The following is a 15,737-nucleotide window of genomic DNA, read 5'->3' as shown; positions in this document are numbered from 1 at the left end:
GCCTATCTGCGCCACGCCATCCAAGGGAACTGGAAGTTCCACCAGGGCCAACCGGCTGAGAGCGAGGCGGTGAGCCGGAGCCAGTGCCTGATAAAGCTCCGGGACAAAGATTCCTCCAGGTATTTTTCCCGTAGTTCATTCAGAGTATCGTCTGCCTGCATATCCTGAGCGGATTCCAACTGCTGCTGCAATGGGCCAATCTCAGTAGAGGCTAGCACATCCCCGGCCTGCTTGATGAAGCGCGGGGTACCGCCGATCTTACGATGCAGGAGGGAGAGAAACCCGCGCGAGATCTCACCAGCGGCCATGCGCTCTAGCACACGCTCATTGCGCGTGAGGCATTTGATGAATTCCGCCTCCGAAAAATCGGGCAAGGGCTCGTGCACCCGCCCTGGCTGGGCAACATCAAATCCCTCTGGTACATATCGGCAAGTCAGGATGCAGCGCCCCTCCCCGGTCAAGCGGCCAAAAAGCACCTCGAAGAATCCGGCCAACACTTCGCTTTCCCAACACGGAGCCGCCGGTGGCAGAGGCATGAGGTCTTCCAGATTGTCCAGCACAAGAAGGATTCGCGACTCCTTCAGAACTTGCACGGCCAGCCGAAGACGATTTGCCAACTGTAGCTTGCCGTCATTCAGCATTTCAAAGTCCGACTGCCTCCCGAGTCGCTGGCAAGCGTCTCCTATTTGCTCTACCAGCCCAAGGGCAAAGTTCTGCGCGTTTTTCCGAGTGGCCCGCAGCACGGCCACATGAAATCCCTCCTGCTGGCAGCGGTTGGCAAGACGGGTGGCAAGCGTGCTTTTGCCAGCGCCGCCGATGCCGGTGAGCAGGACCACATGAAACTCTGCATCGCGCAAGCCAGGGCGCAGACGCTGGAGCAGACGCCGACGGCCCACAAAGCCCTCCCTCAGCCCCACAACGCCATCTCCCAACAGCTCGTATTTGATGCCGGGTTGTTGCAGTCTTTCCAGGGGCTTTGACTGGTCGATGAAGTCATCAGTGGCATCCGCGGCGAAGACCTGCGGAAGGGTGAACGTGGCATCGAAATAGACTTCGTCCCCCACCGTGAAGTGCGCGCTTCCAAAAAGGTCCCGACGCGCCGTGGCCACCGAGGCATCGACCGGGCGGCCCGCCGCCAGCTCATGGTAAAACACGCTGGCAAAATCTGTGGCCAGCCCGTCCGCCACACTGGCCCCCCAGCCCAGAGCCACGGGCACATGCCCGGCGGCCGTCAGCGTCTGGCAAACCCCGGCCGAGGCTGCCTGTGCCGACTGGCAGCCGCTGACGAACACCACGCGCACGCCACGACCGGCAAACAACTGCTCCGCCATGCTCCGGGCATCGCGCAGGTCTGAGCGCCCGCGCTCGTCCTCAAAGGTGAAATAGCCGATGCCGTCCTTCACGATACCGTGCCCGGAGAGGTGCACCACATGCGGCTTCAGCTCCGAAATGAGATTCTTCAGCTCATCAAACGTGGCCGCCTCTGCGATGCTGAGGTGGACCCTGCTCCCCAGCTTGGTGGCCAGCCGCAGCATGGCCTCCTCCTCGCGCTCGTAATCGAGGCCGGTCTGGTCAATGGGCGCACAGGCGGCAAAGAGGATGCGCAGAGGCAGCGCCACCTGGCCCAGCCTTGGTGCAGCCAGCGCCTGACTCATGGTCCGCCGGATGGCCCAGCGGCCATCCGCCACCAGGAATCCGCTGCTGGGGGAGGGCAGCAGCTCCCAGGGCAGGTTTAGCAGCGCGGGTGTGGCGGAGGAGATGCGCAAGGTGCCGTCTGTGCTGCTGATTTCCTGCTCCATGTGCTGCCACAATGGACCAAGCAGGGTGTCCCTGAGTTGATGGCCCAGCTCGCTCAATGACACGGGATCTGCCAGCGGACGCCTGCTGCCTTCGAACGAATCGGAGAGAGCCGTTGTCTTTTTGAGCAGGTCATCAATAGCGGCCTTTTCCGCATGAAACTCAGGACCGCCCTGCACCGGGCCGAGGGTGGCCTGAATTTCCCCATCTTCGGTTTGTCGCAGGTGAATGACCAGGCTAGGCATAACTCACCATCATCATAGGTGGAAGACTGCAATGTTTGCAAAAGAAATCCTGTTTCAGATTTGCATTTGTCAGAAGCCGCAGAATGTTGCCCCATGGCCAAGCAACCCCAAGCCGCTCCCACCCGCATCAAGATAGGCGGTGTCGAGATGGTGCTGCGTCCGCAACACCAGAAGGGCACCATTCCTGAAGACCTTCTTCGCAAGGCTGTCATGAAGGCAGTCGCCTCCGAGCAACCGGTCAAAAAGTCCTGAAATGCCAGCCAGAGGAAAGCAGGACTATCAGCGGCAGGTCTTCATCAACTGTCCCTTTGACGCTGAATTTCTCCCGCTGCTGCGAGCCATGGTCTTTGTGCTGAAAGCCTGCGACTATGTGCCGCGCTGCGCCCTGGAGGCGGACAGCGCCACGGAGGTGCGAGTGGAAAAGATTCTGCGCATCATTGGCGAGTGCGGGCTGAGCATCCACGATATATCCAGAACACAACTGGACCGGAAATCAAGGCTGCCACGCTTCAACATGCCGTTTGAGCTGGGATTGTTTCTCGGAGCGGCAAAACTTGGTGGAGCACAGCACCAGAAAAAGAGAGCACTCATTTTGGATGTCGAACCCTATCGCTATCAGAAATACCTTTCTGACATTGCCGGACAGGACATTCGTGCTCACGGTAATAATGCAGACACGGTGATCGGCCAAATCCGCAATTGGTTGAACACACACAACGCGGACAGCCAGGTTCTTCCGGGCAAGGCTGCGCTGGTGAAGCATTACCAACGGTTCCAGAAACAACTGCCCATCATGTTAAAAGATCTGAAACTCAAGGAGACGGAGATTTCGTTTGTGGACTGGTCCAAACTCATCGGAATGTGGCTCGTAGCGGTGGCGAAAGTTTGACGGTCGATTGGAAGTGCACAGGCCAGCCCTTCATACAATCTGCCACTTTCTGTCCTATGACTTTATACCACGCTTGCTTCTCATAGCTTGACATAAGTCACGACAACAACCACCCTCCGGGCCCAAACCAAACCAGGAGGGCCTTATGCAAAACAACATCGATCAATACGAACAGGCATCCTTTTTTCGAGCGCTCCAGCAAGCGTCGTAAAGGCTACCCGAGCGAAACACGCGTGAAGCGTGGCGTCCGCATCGTCAACGGAGACAAGTGGCTGGAGGAGAAACTTGGCCGCCAGGATCTCTGCCCCTGCGGTTCCAGCCGCCGGTTTCAAGAACTGCTGCCTCGCCGAAGGCCGCTATGAAGGCGCGGAACGCCACCGGTTTTTTCCGTGAGTGAAGGAGCGCGCATGCGCTGAGCGCCTTCCATGGGATGGCCGACACCGAGAAAAGTCTTCCACATCGCCGCAGAAACCGATATATCTGCGGCGATGTGGCCGGACGGCCGCGTTTGCTTATGAAATCATCTCTGACCGCGAGTGCTTTCCTGTTGCTCAGTTTCGGCCCTGCCGCCGCCACCACGTGGGATGAGCCATGGCAGAAACAGATCATCGAGAACTCGGACGCGCTGGTCCGTGTGAAGATCGTGAAGAGCAGCCCCAGCCGTGTGGAGTTTGCCGTCATCAAACAAGTGGCGGGTGAAAAGCTGGGCGAGAAAGGAAGTCTCGTCGGCTTCTCCATGCTCAACTTTGGCAGCTACTCGGTGAAGGAGGATGTGTTCGAGCTGAGTCCGAAGATCGAGTACTACCTTTTCGTGAAGAAGGCGGAGAAGAAGGGTGAGTACCTGCTGCCCACGCCGACGTCCGGTTTTGCGGCGACTCGAAAGGGCACAACCACGGCCACCTACCGGCACAGCCACCACCAGGCCTTGGTGTCGGACGCGGACTATGAGATGACGATGGCGGCCATCTTCAAGGAGCTCAAGCATGAGAAGCCGGACCTGGGTCTCGTGAGGAAATACATTGCCGAGCAACTGGCCCAGAAGCCCGCGGACATTCCTGAGGATCCGAAGGATGAAGAATTCGGCCGCTTCTGCCGCCAGCATGTGGCACTGGAGACGCTGTATTATCTAGGCGGCGCTGACCTTGCCCAGCTCGAACCCTTCCTGAAGCACCAGAACTGGCATGTGCAGACCTCGGCCGTGCGTGCCCTGGGGCGGATGCCGAGAGCCGAGAGTCTGGAGCGGCTGCTGGCATTCATCGCTGATCCGGAGCGGGCGGGATTTCCCAAAGTGATGGCGGTGTGGGCACTGCGCGACCTGAACGCCACGGAAGCCGCCCCGAAGCTGCGCGAGATGCTCAAATCCACCAAGGATGAAGAGACAGGCTTTGGCGGAAACATCATGGACCCGCGGGTGGCCACGAGTTTTCCTGCTTCGGTGCATGGAGCGATCGAGCAGGTGCTGGAAGGGTGGGAAAAGGCGAAGAAGCCATGAGCGGAGCGTGAGGAGCATTGTTCACTGCCTGCTGAAAAAGACGGAGGTGCCCACGCTGGCGGAGGCGCATGCTGTCACGCTGGTCGGAGCGGCGGAATGAGCGAGATGTCGAACTAAAAAGTACTTCCGCGGGCATGCGGACTTCGCTTAACCTGCGGCATGAAATTTCCGCTTCTCGCCGGCGCCTTCTTTTCTCTCACGATCATCGCCTGCGCTGACGCACAGACCGACACGCCTGAGATGGCTGAAGCCCGGGTGATGGGCGTGACGGTGGTGCAACTGATGCAGGACAATCTCAAGTCGCGGAGCGAGACGAGCTTTCCAGGCATCCATGACTGGATGCTGAAGGAGGGGAAGACCTTCAATGAGCTCAACAAGGACAAGCCGGACGATTCCTGGCGCAAGCTGGACAGCCGCAAGCTGATCCACCACAATGCGAACTTCTGGCAGATGTATTATGAGGTGGTACCGGGAGATCCGGGACTGGCGATGCTGCATGCGGGTGTGCTGATGGCGGCAGGTGATGTGGACCGTGCGCAGACGATTCTGCGGCTGACGCTGAACCGCGGTGATCTGGATGACAGAACACGGCAAATCCTCATCAGCATCATGCGGCATTGCGGAGCCTTCATGACCCCGTCCCACAAGCTGGTGGAGGCGGGGGTGGAACTGCATGACAAGGAGGAATTTGCCGGTGCGCTGGCCCAGTATGACGCCGCGCTGCGCCTGTGGCCGCTGAACGGCTGGGCGGCCTATGAACGTGGAACAACCCTGCGCATTCGCGACAAGGATGACACTGAGGAAGTTGTGAAGGCGTTCGCGCAAAGCCGTGAGATCCAGCCATTTCAGTTTCACGCATGGCAGGGCAGCAAAAAGGACATTCCGGGAATGGTGGAGATGATGACCGAGATGCCCGGGCTTTGGGAGCCCTCGCAGAAAAGCATAAAGCACATGATGACGCAGGAGGAGCTACTGAAAATGTCCGAGATTCTGCAACTGGCCGAAGTGGACGATCTGGCGCTGGTGGCGCGGCAGATTTACATCGTGAGACGCGGACGCTACGCGCCGGAGGATCACCCTTTCATCTCGAAATCACTGCGCCGGCTCGCGCCCGGCGTGCAGGCGGAGGCGACGATCGCCAAACTGGCAGGAGCAGGACTGACCACGACACAGATTTATAAGGCTCCGGTGCCGGGCCGGGCGGAATGAGCATGACTGCCAGATGACGGCAAAGACCATGATCCATCTCACCCTTGCATGAATACAGGTCTTCTGCACATCCGTCCATTCCAGCCCGCTGATGAAGCCGCGGTCATCGGCTTGTGGCGGATGTGCGGGCTGGTGGTGCCGCAGAACAATCCGGCGGCGGACATTGCGCGGAAGCTGCGGGTGGCTCCGGAGTGGTTTCTGGTGGGAGAACGGGAGGGAGCGGTCGTGGCGACCTGCATGGCGGGGTATGAGGGACATCGGGGCTGGATCAACTATCTGGCGGTGCATCCTGATCATCGCAGGCAGAGCCTGGCGCGGCAGATCATGGAGCATGCGGAGGCGCTGCTGCGCGCGGCGGGCTGTCCGAAGATCAACCTGCAGGTGCGGAGGACGAACAGCGCCGTCATCGCATTCTACGAGTCCATCGGTTTTTCGGTGGATGAGGTGGTGAGCCTGGGCAAGCGGCTGCAGCATGATTCGCCCCAGGACGGTGCGCAATCTTGAGCGTGTTTCCCGCAAAGGGGAACCTAAAAATGAGGCTGCCATGCGCCTTGCGATCTGGCGACCTTGTGATTGGGTTCGACCATGAAAACGTCTCGTCTGTTTCTGGTCGTGCTGAGTTTTGTTGGGGCGGCTCTGCCCGCCATGAGCCTGGCTGCGGAGGGGGTGCTGAAAAAGGCCACCTACTGCCATGCACTGGCAGAAGATCAGTCGCCGAAGGACACGGCGGAATTCTTCAACCAGGAGGATACCATTTTCCTCTCCATCCAGCTCAAAGGGCGGCCGAAGTCCGGCGAGGTGGCGGCAAAGTTCATGATCCAGGACCGTGTGTTTGCCGAGGCCAAGGTGGACGTGGCCACCGTGAACAAGGGCGTGGTCTTTTCCATTGGCGAAGACACCTTTGTGGGGTTTGACGTGAAGCCGAACCAACCTCTGCCAGTGGGGGTGGGCTATCAAACGGTGGTGACTTTTGATGGCAAACCGCTGGGCCAGTTCCCTTTCCGCATCGCTCCGCCCAAGGAAGCCACCGTTCCCAGCAAGCTGCTGCGCGTCACCCTGGCGAAAGGCACGGACGAGGACCGCAAGCCGGTGAATGAGACGCATGACTTCGGAGGCGAGGACAAGGTCTTTCTAGTGGGCACGGCCAACCTGGGACTGGCCTCCTGGCTGGAGGGCACCTGGAGCGTCAACGGCAAGGTGGATGAGGGAGGCACACGCAGCATCACCATGAAAGAGAACAAGGAAAACGTGCCCTTCAGCTTCTCTTTCATCCCTGCCGGCGGCTGGCCCGCGGGCACGCATGAGGTCTCGCTTCAGCTCGACGGGCAGGAAGTGGCGCATGAAAAATTCACGGTGAAGGTCGGTGCGCCGATGGCCGGGGCCACCAAGCTCGACATCGACTCTTCCCTGCTCTTCCGCGACGACGGCAAGGGCGAGCCCGGCAAGGAGGTGAAGTCGTTTTCCACGGAGGACACCGCCTTTCATGCACGATGGCAGCTCAAGAAGCCCGCGCTCGTGAAAGGCGTGCAGTTTGTCTGGCGGCTCGTGGAAGCCGAGGGCGAGAAAGCGCAGGTCATTGCCACCGCCGATGTGGAGGCTGGTGTGAATGACGAGATTGACTCCTCGCTCACCACAAAAAACGGCCTGCCGCCGGGCAAGTATGAGATCGATCTGGTGCAGGACGGCAAGGTGCTGGACAGCAAGGCCTTTGAGGTGAAGTGAGGGCTTCTGGTCGAAGCCTTCTTTCAACTCAAGGCTGAATGATGCGCGCCCCGCGCTGCCAGGTGACGTAGGACCAGACCCATTGGAGGAACACGGTGGCGCGGTTGCGCATGCCCATGAGGAAGAGCAGGTGGACAAAGAGCCACATGAGCCAGGCCAGCAGGCCGCGCAGATGCATGCCGCCCACGGTGGCCACCGCCGCACTGCGGCCGATGGTGGCCATGCTGCCTTTGTCAAAATAAGTGAAGGGCTCGCGGGCTGTGGCCCCGCCCCCGGCTTCATTCACGATGGTTTTGGCAATGAAGCGGCCCATCTGCATGGCCGCCGGACTTACGCCGGGAACGCGTACGCCTTTGGCATCCGTGAGCGACACCACATCACCTGCGGCAAAGACTTCGGGGTGAGCTGGAAGGCTCAGGTCCGGCTGCACCTGGATGCGACCGCCGCGATCGAGGGGCACACCTGCGAGCGTGCGGGTGACCTCGCTCGCCTCCACACCTGCCGCCCAGATGACGATGTCGGACTCGATGCGCTCCTTGCTGGTGACCACATACCCTGCCCCGACCTCCGTCACTCGTGTGTCCAGATGCACCGTCACACCCAGGCTCTCCAGCCGACGGCAGGTGTAGTCCTGCAGCGGGGCAGGAAAGCTCGGCAGAAGTTTAGGCCCTGACTCAATGAGATGAATCTTTGCGGAGCTGGGATCGATGCGGCGAAAGTCCCCCTTCAGCACCACGCTGGCCAGTTCCGCCAGCGAGCCAGCCATCTCCACGCCCGTGGGGCCGCCACCCACCACCACCAGCGTCATCAGCCGCGCGGTTTCCTGCGGATCGTTCGCAGACTCCGCATGTTCAAAGGCCAGCAGCACCTTTTTGCGGATGGCCATCGCATCATCCAGGCTTTTGAGCCCCAGGGTGTGCTGCGCCCATTCGTTGTGTCCGAAATAACCGGTCTTCGCCCCCAGGGCGATGACGAGGTAGTCGTAGTCCAGCACATGGTCCTTCAGATGCACTTTTTTAGCCACCAGGTCGATCTGCCGGACCTCGTCCATCAAGGTGGTCACGTTTTTGCGGTGCGAAAGGATGGAGCGCAGCGGCTGCGCGATGTCTGTCATGGCGAGGCCCGCGGTGGCCACCTGATAGAGAAGCGGTTGAAAGAGGTGATGGTTCCAGCGGTCCACCAGCGTCACCTCAAACCTGTCTTCGGGAAATCCCTTGGCACATTCCAGTCCGGCAAAGCCGCCGCCGAGGATCAAGACACGCTGTTGTTTCATGCGGTGATTAAAGCATCCACACAGACTCCTGCAATGGCGCCTGGTACAAGTCCGGTTTTCCCTGATGTGGGCAAGATTGGCCGGTCCGTGGCTTCTCGCATGCCTCCTGCACGCGTCACTCGTTTTTAAGATATGGAATGTTCGGAGACGACACCTTTTTAGCTAGATTAAGTCCGTGCTTTCCTACTTAGATACGCCGCCATGAAATTCGCCTTCCTTCCCATCCTGCTCCTGAGCACGGTCCTCCATGCCGCCGATACTTTGACACTGCCCGGACTCAAGCAGGACATTGAGTTTGCCAAGGCGGGAGATGTGAGCCTGACGCTGGATGCGTTTGTGCCGGAAGGGGCGGGACCTTTTGCCACCTGCATTCTGGTGCATGGCGGGGGCTTTACCAAAGGGGACAAGCATTCGTTCATCAAACCCTTGTTTGAGCCGCTCTCGAAAGCCGGCTTCACGTGGTTCACCATCAACTACCGTCTGGCGCCGCAGCATCAGTGGCCGGCCTGCGTGGAGGATGTGAACTCCGCGATCAAGTGGGTGAAGGCGCATGCGGCAGAGTACAAGGTGGACGTGAACCGCATCGCTCTCATTGGAGAGTCAGCGGGCGGGTATCTCGTGTCTGCGGCGGGAGTAACGGCGAAGGACGAGACGCGTGTGGCGGCGGTGGTGCCGTTTTATGCGCCACACGATTTGGTGATGCAGGTAAAGATGCGCGGAGAGCTGGGCAACCTCGCAGGCCTCATTGGCATGACGGAACTCAATGAAGCCGCGTGGGCAAAGCTGGCGATGATTTCACCGATCAACCAGATGCGGCCTGGGCTGCCGCCCTTTTTTCAGATCCATGGAGACAAGGATGAAAAGGTGCCGATCTCGCAAAGCGTGAACTTTGAAGCCAAGATGAAGGCTGCGGGGAACCCGTGCGAGACCCTGGTCATTCCCGGCGGCGGACATGGCATGGGCGGGTGGGAGAAGCTGGGCTCGGACTATCAGGTGAAGCTGATCGAGTGGCTGAAAAAGACGCTGAAGTGAGGGCAAGGCAGAGCTTCGTAAACCGTTGCAACAAGACATCTCCAGTCACGTTTTCCTTGCCTCTTTCCAACCATGATCCGTTCATTCATCTGCTTCTTCACGCTCTTCGTCAGCACCTTCTCTTTCGCAGCGGATGCGCCGCTGCCGCCCAAGGACAAGTTTTATCTCTTCCTGCTCGTCGGGCAGTCCAACATGGCGGGGCGCGGCGTGGTGGAGGCGCAGGACAAGGCGGTGAATCCACGGGTGCTGATGCTGAACAAGGAGGGGCAGTGGGTGCCTGCGGTGGACCCGCTGCATTTTGACAAAGCTGCGGCGGGCGTGGGCCTGGGCAAGACCTTTGGCGAAATCATGGCGAAGGAGAATCCGGGAGTGACGATTGGTTTGATTCCCTGCGCGGTGGGCGGCTCGCCCATCGATGCGTGGAAGCCGGGGGTGTTTTATCCACCCACGAAAAGCCACCCCTGGGATGACACGGTGAAGCGGGTGGAGCTGGCGCTGCCGGCGGGCACGATCAAAGGCATTCTGTGGCATCAGGGAGAAAGCGACTCCACGGGAACGCTGGCGCCGGCCTATGGCGCGAAGCTGCAGGATCTGGTGAAACGCCTGCGGGAGCTGGTGAAGGAACCCAAGGTGCCATTCATCGTGGGACAGATGGGGAAATTTGACGGCGTGCCGTGGTCGCCGGAGAAAGGCATCGTGGACCAGGCGCATCGTGACCTTCCGAAACAGGTGCCGAACACGGCGTTTGCTTCTGCTGAGGGCCTGAAACACAAGGGGGACAAGGTGCATTTTGATGCGGCGGCCTATCGTGAACTGGGAAAACGGTATGCGGCGGCGTATTTGAAGATGACGAAGTGAGGTGGCGTGCGCAAAGCCTGCGCTGCGAGGCGGATTTTGAGCACAAAAGTGCCAGAAATGAGCGCAAAAAAGTGAGGGGCCAAAGAACCGTGCGGCGTACTTTCACGCACCATGACGCGCTTTCTCCTCCCGCTCTCTGTCCTGCTGCTTGCGACTTCGCTGCGTGCTGAATTCAAAGCGGGGGCGGCGGTGGTGGACATCTCGCCGCCGAAGCTGCCGGTGCTGGTGAACGGCGGCATGCTGAGCCGCTATGTGGAGAAGATCAACACGCGGGTGAACGCACGGGCGATCGTGGCGACGGATGGGAAAACGCAGGTCGCCATCGTGGTGGCGGACAGCTGCATGATGAGCAGGGAGGTGCTGGACGATGCGAAGAAGATGGCGGCGGCGAAGACGGGCATCCCGGCGAACTGCATGCTGATCTCGGCCACGCATGCGCACTCCACACCGGCCTCGATGGGATGCCTGGGAACGGATCCTGATCCGAGCTACGTGCCGTTTCTGAAGGAGAAGCTGGTGGAGGCGATCGCCACGGCACAGGCGGCCATGGAGCCAGCGCGCATCGGGTTTGGCAAGGCGAACGCAGCGGAGTACACCGCACTGCGGCAGTGGATTCGCCGGCCGGACCGTGTGGTGGAAGACCCCTTTGGCAACAAAACGGTGCGGGCGAACATGCACGCGGGGAACAATCTGGATAATGTGACGGGCGAGTCCGGGCCGGAAGATCCTGATCTCTCGCTCATCTCCATCCAGACCAAGGGAGGCAAACCGCTGGCGGTGCTGGCGAATTTCTCGATGCACTACTTTGGAGACAAGGACATCAGCGCGGATTACTTCGGCTTGTTTTCAGACGGATTGAAACAGCGCATCGACCCCGAGGGCAAAATGGTGGGCATGATGTCGCATGGCTGCAGCGGTGACATCTACCGTGTGGACTACAAGGTGCCGGAGAAGGAGCGGCCGAAGCCGACCATCGGTGAGTATGCCAATCAACTGCTCGACATTGCGATGAAGGCGTATGCGGGCATCCAGTATGAGGAGCCTCATACCATCGCGATGACGGAGACGCGGATGACCCTGAAATACCGCACACCGGACAAGCAGCGGCTGGAGTGGGCGCAGCGGATGGTGGCGGAGATGGGAGACCGGCTGGCGAAGACACCGACGGAAGTGTATGCGCGGGAGCAGATCATCCTGAATGAGCGGCAGCAGACGGAGATCGTGGTGCAGGGGCTGCGGCTCGGCGACGTGGGCATCGCCACGACGCCGAATGAAACGTATGCCATCACCGGCCTGAAGATCAAAGCCGCGAGCCCCATTCCCAAAACCATGGTCATCGAACTGGCGAACGGCGGGGACGGCTACATCCCGCCGCCGGAGATGCACGCCTGGGGCGGCTACAACACCTGGGCGGCGCGCTCCGCCGGGCTGGAGGTGAATGCGGAGCCGAAGATTGCGGGGGCGGCGATCGCGGCGCTGGAGAAAGTGGCCAACACCGTGCGCCACGAATGGAAGCTCAGCGATGGCAAGGCAGCGAAGGCTGTGCTGGCTCTGAAACCGGCAGCTTACTGGCGTCTGAACGAGTTTACGGGACCCGTGGCCGCGGATGCGAGCCCTCACCGCCGTGATGCTGTTTATGAGCGCGATGTGGCGTACTACCTTGAAGGCCCCAAGTCCGAGAGTTTTTGCGCCGATGGCGAAGTCAACCGGGCCCCCCATCTCGTGGGTGCGCGCATCCGTTCACGCCAGCCTGATTTCGGAACATCGTACACAGTTTCTCTGTGGTTCTGGAACGGAATGCCCAATGAGGGGCGGGACACCAGCGGCTGGCTTTTCTCCCAGGGGCACGATCAGGTGCTGAGCCTGTCCGGCCACCATCTCGGCATCGGAGGTAAAAGTGGCAACACGGGCAAACTCATCTGCCTGGTCGGTACGGACGACAAGAACATCGTTGCGGGGAAGACCGAGATCCCCCGCTGGCAGTGGCAGCACTTGGTGATCGTTCATGACGGAGGCAAGGTGTCCGCCTATCTTAACGGGACCCTTGAACTGGAGGCCCGCGGCGATCCCCTTCAACGCCCCGAAAACCTCTTCTTCGGCGGGCGCAGCGACAACGACTCGAACTGGGAGGGAAGACTGGATGAGATTGCGGTATTTGACCGGGCGCTGAAGGCGGAGGAGATCGCCAAACTGCAGGTTAAATGACCCAAAGAGTGTTCATCCATACAGTTGGGTGCGCCGAACTGTCTCTTGCATCGGGGTTCCTGCTGGGTAACAGCAACGATCCCTGATGCAAACAGGGCTTCGGGAATGTCCCCGAAGACACCTCATGTCAGAACACAAAAACGCAAACAGCTGGACCCTGGCCCTCGTCGCCTTGGGAGTGGTCTTTGGAGACATCGGAACGAGTCCGCTCTATGCCCTGCGGGAATGTCTCACCCATGCAGGCTATACCCCAGGCCGGGACGGGGTGGACATGATCTACGGACCGATCTCCCTGATGTTCTGGTCCCTGACCCTGATGGTTTCAATCAAGTACCTGGGGCTGCTGAGCAAGGCCACGGCGCAGGGGGAGGGCGGCATGTTTGCGCTGCTCTCGCTGCTGCGGTCCAAGAAGGAGGCGCTCACTCCCAAGGCTGGCGCCTTTGTCATCCTGGTGGTGCTGTTTGGCGCGGCCCTGCTGTATGGAGATGGCATGATCACGCCGGCGATCTCTGTGCTCTCTGCCGTGGAGGGGATGAAGCAGATCAGCGCCGCGCTGCCGCAGCACGTGATCGTGTACATCTCCGTGGCGATCATCCTGGGACTGTTTCTGGTGCAGAAGCATGGCACGGCGCGGATCGGCGTGGCCTTTGGGCCGATCATGATCCTATGGTTCACCGCCCTGGGAGGGCTGGGATTTTACCGCTTCATCCAGCATCCTGAGACCATCATGGCCCTGTCTCCGCACTGGGGCATTTATTACCTGATGCATCATGGGTACCACGGCATCGTCATCATGGGCATGGTGCTGCTGGCGGTGACGGGGTGTGAGGCGCTGTATGCGGACATCGGCCATTTCGGCGCCAAGCCGCTGAAGCGCGCGTGGTTCATCCTCGTTTATCCGGCGTTGATTTTGAACTATCTCGGCCAGGGTGCGCTGGTCATCAGCGATCCGACGGCGCTGGAGCACCCGTTCTTCAAGCTGGTGCCACAGGCGCTGATGGTACCCATGATCATCCTGGCCACGGCGGCCACCATCATCGCCTCGCAGGCGATGATCACCGGGGTGTACTCGCTGACGCAGCAGGCGGTGCAGCTCGGCTACCTGCCGCGGCTGAAGATCATCCACACGAACCCGGATGTGCGCGGGCAGATCTACATGCCGCAGGTGAACTTTCTGCTGATGGTCGCCTGCATCGCGCTGGTGATCGGCTTTGAGACTTCGAGCGCCCTGGCCTCCGCGTACGGGCTCTCGGTGTCCATGGAGATGTTCCTCACCAGCGTCCTGTTTTTCTTTGTGGCCCGCCGCATCTGGGGCTGGGCGTTTTGGAAGGCCTTTGTACCGGTGCTGGTGTTTGCCATGATCGAGCTCGGGTACGTCTCCGGCAGCCTGATCAAGTTCATGCAGGGGGCCTGGTTCCCGCTGGCCGTGGCGGCGTGCATCTGGCTCATCATGAAGACCTGGACGGACGGGCGTGCCATCCTGTTCCAGGCCATGCAGCGCGGGCGCCTGCCGGTGGTGCATCTGATCGATGAGATCAAAAAGGACCGCATCATCCGCGTGCCGGGGACGGCCGTCTTCATGTCCGCCAGCGCGGACGGCCTGCCGCTGGCGCTGCTGCACCACCTGAAGCACAACAAGGCGCTGCACAAGCAGGTGGTGCTGCTGAGCGTGAAGTTTGAAAACGTGCCGTATGTCTGCGACGAAACGCGGCACGAAATCAGCGAGTACCACGAGGAGTTTTACCGGGTGGTGCTGCGCTACGGCTTTGCGGAGTCGCCAGACGTGTTTGATGACCTCTGCCAGGCGCTGAGTGAAAAGACGAAGGTGAAACGCAACGGCATCACCTTCTACCAGAGCCGCGAGGTGCTCCTGACGAACGGCCCCGGCAAAATGGCGGCCTGGAGGAAGAAGCTGTTTGTGACGCTCTCGCGCATGAGCCGCCCTGCCACGGGGTATTTTGACCTGCCACCACGGCAGGTGATTGAGCTGGGGATTCAATTGGAAGTCTAGCGGCGCTGGCTTAGAGCATTCGGTCTGCTTCCGATTTATGCCCCCACTCCGTCCTTTTGTCTTCGCCCTCTGCCTGCTGGCAGGCGCCTCCGCCCTCGCCCAGTCCCCTGCCCCTGCCCCTGCCCCTGCCGCCACGCCCGTCCCCACCCATGCCAATGTGCCGTATGGAAAACACGCCAAGCAGGTGCTGGACTTTTATCAGGCGAAGGCGGAGCAGCCGACGCCGCTGCTGTTCTTCGTACATGGTGGTGGCTGGATGACGGGTGACAAGGCCAACCCTGACTTCCTCAAGCAGTGCCTGGAAAACGGCATCTCGGTGGCGTCGATCAACTACCGCTTCATTCCGGATGCGCAGGCCGAGGGTATCACCCCGCCGGTGAAGGCCTGCCTGGATGACTCCGCGCGGGCGCTGCAGTTTGTGCGCAGCAAGGCGGCGGAGTGGCATTTCGACAAGAACCGCGTCGGCGGCTGCGGTGGCTCGGCGGGCGGATTCACCGTGCTGTATCTGGGTTTTCACCCCGACATGGCCGACCCGAAGAGCGCCGATCCCATCGCCCATGAGTCCACCCGCCTGCGCTGCGTGCTGGCCTTTGTGCCGCAGACCTCGCTGGACCCGAAGCAGATGAAGGAGTGGATTCCGAACCTCGAATACGGCAACCATGCCTTTGGCCTGGGGAGCATGCAGGAGTTTGTGGACAAGCGGGACAGCCTGATGCCCTGGATCGAGCAATTCTCCCCCTACGCCCTGGCCAGTGCGGACGACCCGCCGGTGCTGCTGTTTTACGACAGCACCCCGGACCTTGGCAAGCCGCCGGCCAAAGACCCGGTGCACTCCGGCAACTTCGGGGCGGGAATCGCCGGAAAGCTGAAGGCGGTCGGCATCGAGCACGAGATCAACTACAACAACGACTATGCCCATATGAAGTACCCGGGTCTGTTTGGGTTCTTTAAGGAGAAGCTGAAGTAGCGGAGGAATGACGAAGTCCGAAGGGACGAGGCATCTC

Annotated in this window: 13 protein-coding genes; 11 read left to right on the top strand and 2 right to left on the bottom strand. The window is 60.4% G+C overall.

The genetic code is table 11. The features are described from left to right. Positions 1 to 2 precede the first annotated feature (2 nt). Positions 3 to 2,042 carry a CHAT domain-containing protein gene (locus ACILSQ_RS20785; RefSeq protein WP_395745578.1) on the bottom strand — a complete coding sequence of 680 codons (2,040 nt, stop codon included), beginning with the start codon at positions 2,040 to 2,042 and terminating at the stop codon, positions 3 to 5. A 93-nt stretch (positions 2,043 to 2,135) separates the two neighbouring features. Here ACILSQ_RS20785 and ACILSQ_RS20780 point away from each other — a divergent pair, with 93 nt between their 5' ends. The 6 genes from ACILSQ_RS20780 (at position 2,136) to ACILSQ_RS20755 (ending at position 7,354) form a co-directional block, all read left to right on the top strand. Further along, positions 2,136 to 2,294, top strand: a complete 159-nt coding sequence (locus tag ACILSQ_RS20780; protein WP_395745577.1) for a hypothetical protein — start codon at positions 2,136 to 2,138, stop codon at positions 2,292 to 2,294. 1 nt (position 2,295) lies between these two features. Further along, positions 2,296 to 2,931 (top strand): hypothetical protein, encoded by a 636-nt coding sequence (locus ACILSQ_RS20775; protein WP_395745576.1) that lies wholly within the window; start codon positions 2,296 to 2,298, stop codon positions 2,929 to 2,931. 514 nt (positions 2,932 to 3,445) lie between these two features. Further along, the gene (locus ACILSQ_RS20770) at positions 3,446 to 4,423 is read left to right on the top strand and encodes a HEAT repeat domain-containing protein (RefSeq protein ID WP_395745575.1); all 978 of its coding nucleotides are present in this window, start codon (positions 3,446 to 3,448) and stop codon (positions 4,421 to 4,423) included. A 159-nt stretch (positions 4,424 to 4,582) separates the two neighbouring features. Further along, on the top strand, positions 4,583 to 5,632 hold the full coding sequence (locus ACILSQ_RS20765; protein ID WP_395745574.1) for a hypothetical protein: 1,050 nt from the start codon (positions 4,583 to 4,585) through the stop codon (positions 5,630 to 5,632). 48 nt (positions 5,633 to 5,680) lie between these two features. Beyond that, the gene (locus ACILSQ_RS20760) at positions 5,681 to 6,136 is read left to right on the top strand and encodes a GNAT family acetyltransferase (protein ID WP_395745573.1); all 456 of its coding nucleotides are present in this window, start codon (positions 5,681 to 5,683) and stop codon (positions 6,134 to 6,136) included. A gap of 81 nt (positions 6,137 to 6,217) precedes the next feature. Further along, on the top strand, positions 6,218 to 7,354 hold the full coding sequence (locus ACILSQ_RS20755; RefSeq protein ID WP_395745572.1) for a hypothetical protein: 1,137 nt from the start codon (positions 6,218 to 6,220) through the stop codon (positions 7,352 to 7,354). A 28-nt stretch (positions 7,355 to 7,382) separates the two neighbouring features. Here ACILSQ_RS20755 and ACILSQ_RS20750 read toward each other — a convergent pair whose 3' ends face one another. After that, positions 7,383 to 8,627 (bottom strand): NAD(P)/FAD-dependent oxidoreductase, encoded by a 1,245-nt coding sequence (locus ACILSQ_RS20750; RefSeq protein ID WP_395745571.1) that lies wholly within the window; start codon positions 8,625 to 8,627, stop codon positions 7,383 to 7,385. 201 nt (positions 8,628 to 8,828) lie between these two features. Here ACILSQ_RS20750 and ACILSQ_RS20745 point away from each other — a divergent pair, with 201 nt between their 5' ends. The 5 genes from ACILSQ_RS20745 (at position 8,829) to ACILSQ_RS20725 (ending at position 15,700) form a co-directional block, all read left to right on the top strand. Then, positions 8,829 to 9,659, top strand: a complete 831-nt coding sequence (locus ACILSQ_RS20745; RefSeq protein WP_395745570.1) for an alpha/beta hydrolase fold domain-containing protein — start codon at positions 8,829 to 8,831, stop codon at positions 9,657 to 9,659. A gap of 72 nt (positions 9,660 to 9,731) precedes the next feature. After that, on the top strand, positions 9,732 to 10,517 hold the full coding sequence (locus ACILSQ_RS20740) for a sialate O-acetylesterase (protein WP_395745569.1): 786 nt from the start codon (positions 9,732 to 9,734) through the stop codon (positions 10,515 to 10,517). Positions 10,518 to 10,628: 111 nt separating this feature from the next. After that, positions 10,629 to 12,722, top strand: a complete 2,094-nt coding sequence (locus tag ACILSQ_RS20735) for a LamG-like jellyroll fold domain-containing protein (RefSeq protein WP_395745568.1) — start codon at positions 10,629 to 10,631, stop codon at positions 12,720 to 12,722. 124 nt (positions 12,723 to 12,846) lie between these two features. Next, complete coding sequence (locus ACILSQ_RS20730) at positions 12,847 to 14,733, top strand: potassium transporter Kup (RefSeq protein WP_395745567.1); 1,887 nt, start codon at positions 12,847 to 12,849, stop codon at positions 14,731 to 14,733. 37 nt (positions 14,734 to 14,770) lie between these two features. After that, positions 14,771 to 15,700: an alpha/beta hydrolase fold domain-containing protein gene (locus ACILSQ_RS20725; RefSeq protein ID WP_395745566.1), complete on the top strand. Its 930-nt coding sequence runs from the start codon at positions 14,771 to 14,773 to the stop codon at positions 15,698 to 15,700. Positions 15,701 to 15,737 lie beyond the last annotated feature (37 nt).

Origin of the sequence: Prosthecobacter sp., from assembly GCF_044227185.1 — a bacterium.
GTDB lineage: Bacteria > Verrucomicrobiota > Verrucomicrobiia > Verrucomicrobiales > Verrucomicrobiaceae > Prosthecobacter.
Note: the sequence above shows the minus strand (reverse complement) of the source record. Positions and strands in the feature narration are given on the sequence as shown.

What these genes read in the sequence shown, in the direction of transcription:
- ACILSQ_RS20785 (WP_395745578.1), bottom strand. Translation starts at nt 2,042, where the DNA reads ATGCCTAGCCTGGTCATTCACCTGCGACAAACCGAAGATGGGGAAATT.
- ACILSQ_RS20780 (WP_395745577.1), top strand. Translation starts at nt 2,136, where the DNA reads ATGGCCAAGCAACCCCAAGCCGCTCCCACCCGCATCAAGATAGGCGGT.
- ACILSQ_RS20775 (WP_395745576.1), top strand. Translation starts at nt 2,296, where the DNA reads ATGCCAGCCAGAGGAAAGCAGGACTATCAGCGGCAGGTCTTCATCAAC.
- ACILSQ_RS20770 (WP_395745575.1), top strand. Translation starts at nt 3,446, where the DNA reads ATGAAATCATCTCTGACCGCGAGTGCTTTCCTGTTGCTCAGTTTCGGC.
- ACILSQ_RS20765 (WP_395745574.1), top strand. Translation starts at nt 4,583, where the DNA reads ATGAAATTTCCGCTTCTCGCCGGCGCCTTCTTTTCTCTCACGATCATC.
- ACILSQ_RS20760 (WP_395745573.1), top strand. Translation starts at nt 5,681, where the DNA reads ATGAATACAGGTCTTCTGCACATCCGTCCATTCCAGCCCGCTGATGAA.
- ACILSQ_RS20755 (WP_395745572.1), top strand. Translation starts at nt 6,218, where the DNA reads ATGAAAACGTCTCGTCTGTTTCTGGTCGTGCTGAGTTTTGTTGGGGCG.
- ACILSQ_RS20750 (WP_395745571.1), bottom strand. Translation starts at nt 8,627, where the DNA reads ATGAAACAACAGCGTGTCTTGATCCTCGGCGGCGGCTTTGCCGGACTG.
- ACILSQ_RS20745 (WP_395745570.1), top strand. Translation starts at nt 8,829, where the DNA reads ATGAAATTCGCCTTCCTTCCCATCCTGCTCCTGAGCACGGTCCTCCAT.
- ACILSQ_RS20740 (WP_395745569.1), top strand. Translation starts at nt 9,732, where the DNA reads ATGATCCGTTCATTCATCTGCTTCTTCACGCTCTTCGTCAGCACCTTC.
- ACILSQ_RS20735 (WP_395745568.1), top strand. Translation starts at nt 10,629, where the DNA reads ATGACGCGCTTTCTCCTCCCGCTCTCTGTCCTGCTGCTTGCGACTTCG.
- ACILSQ_RS20730 (WP_395745567.1), top strand. Translation starts at nt 12,847, where the DNA reads ATGTCAGAACACAAAAACGCAAACAGCTGGACCCTGGCCCTCGTCGCC.
- ACILSQ_RS20725 (WP_395745566.1), top strand. Translation starts at nt 14,771, where the DNA reads ATGCCCCCACTCCGTCCTTTTGTCTTCGCCCTCTGCCTGCTGGCAGGC.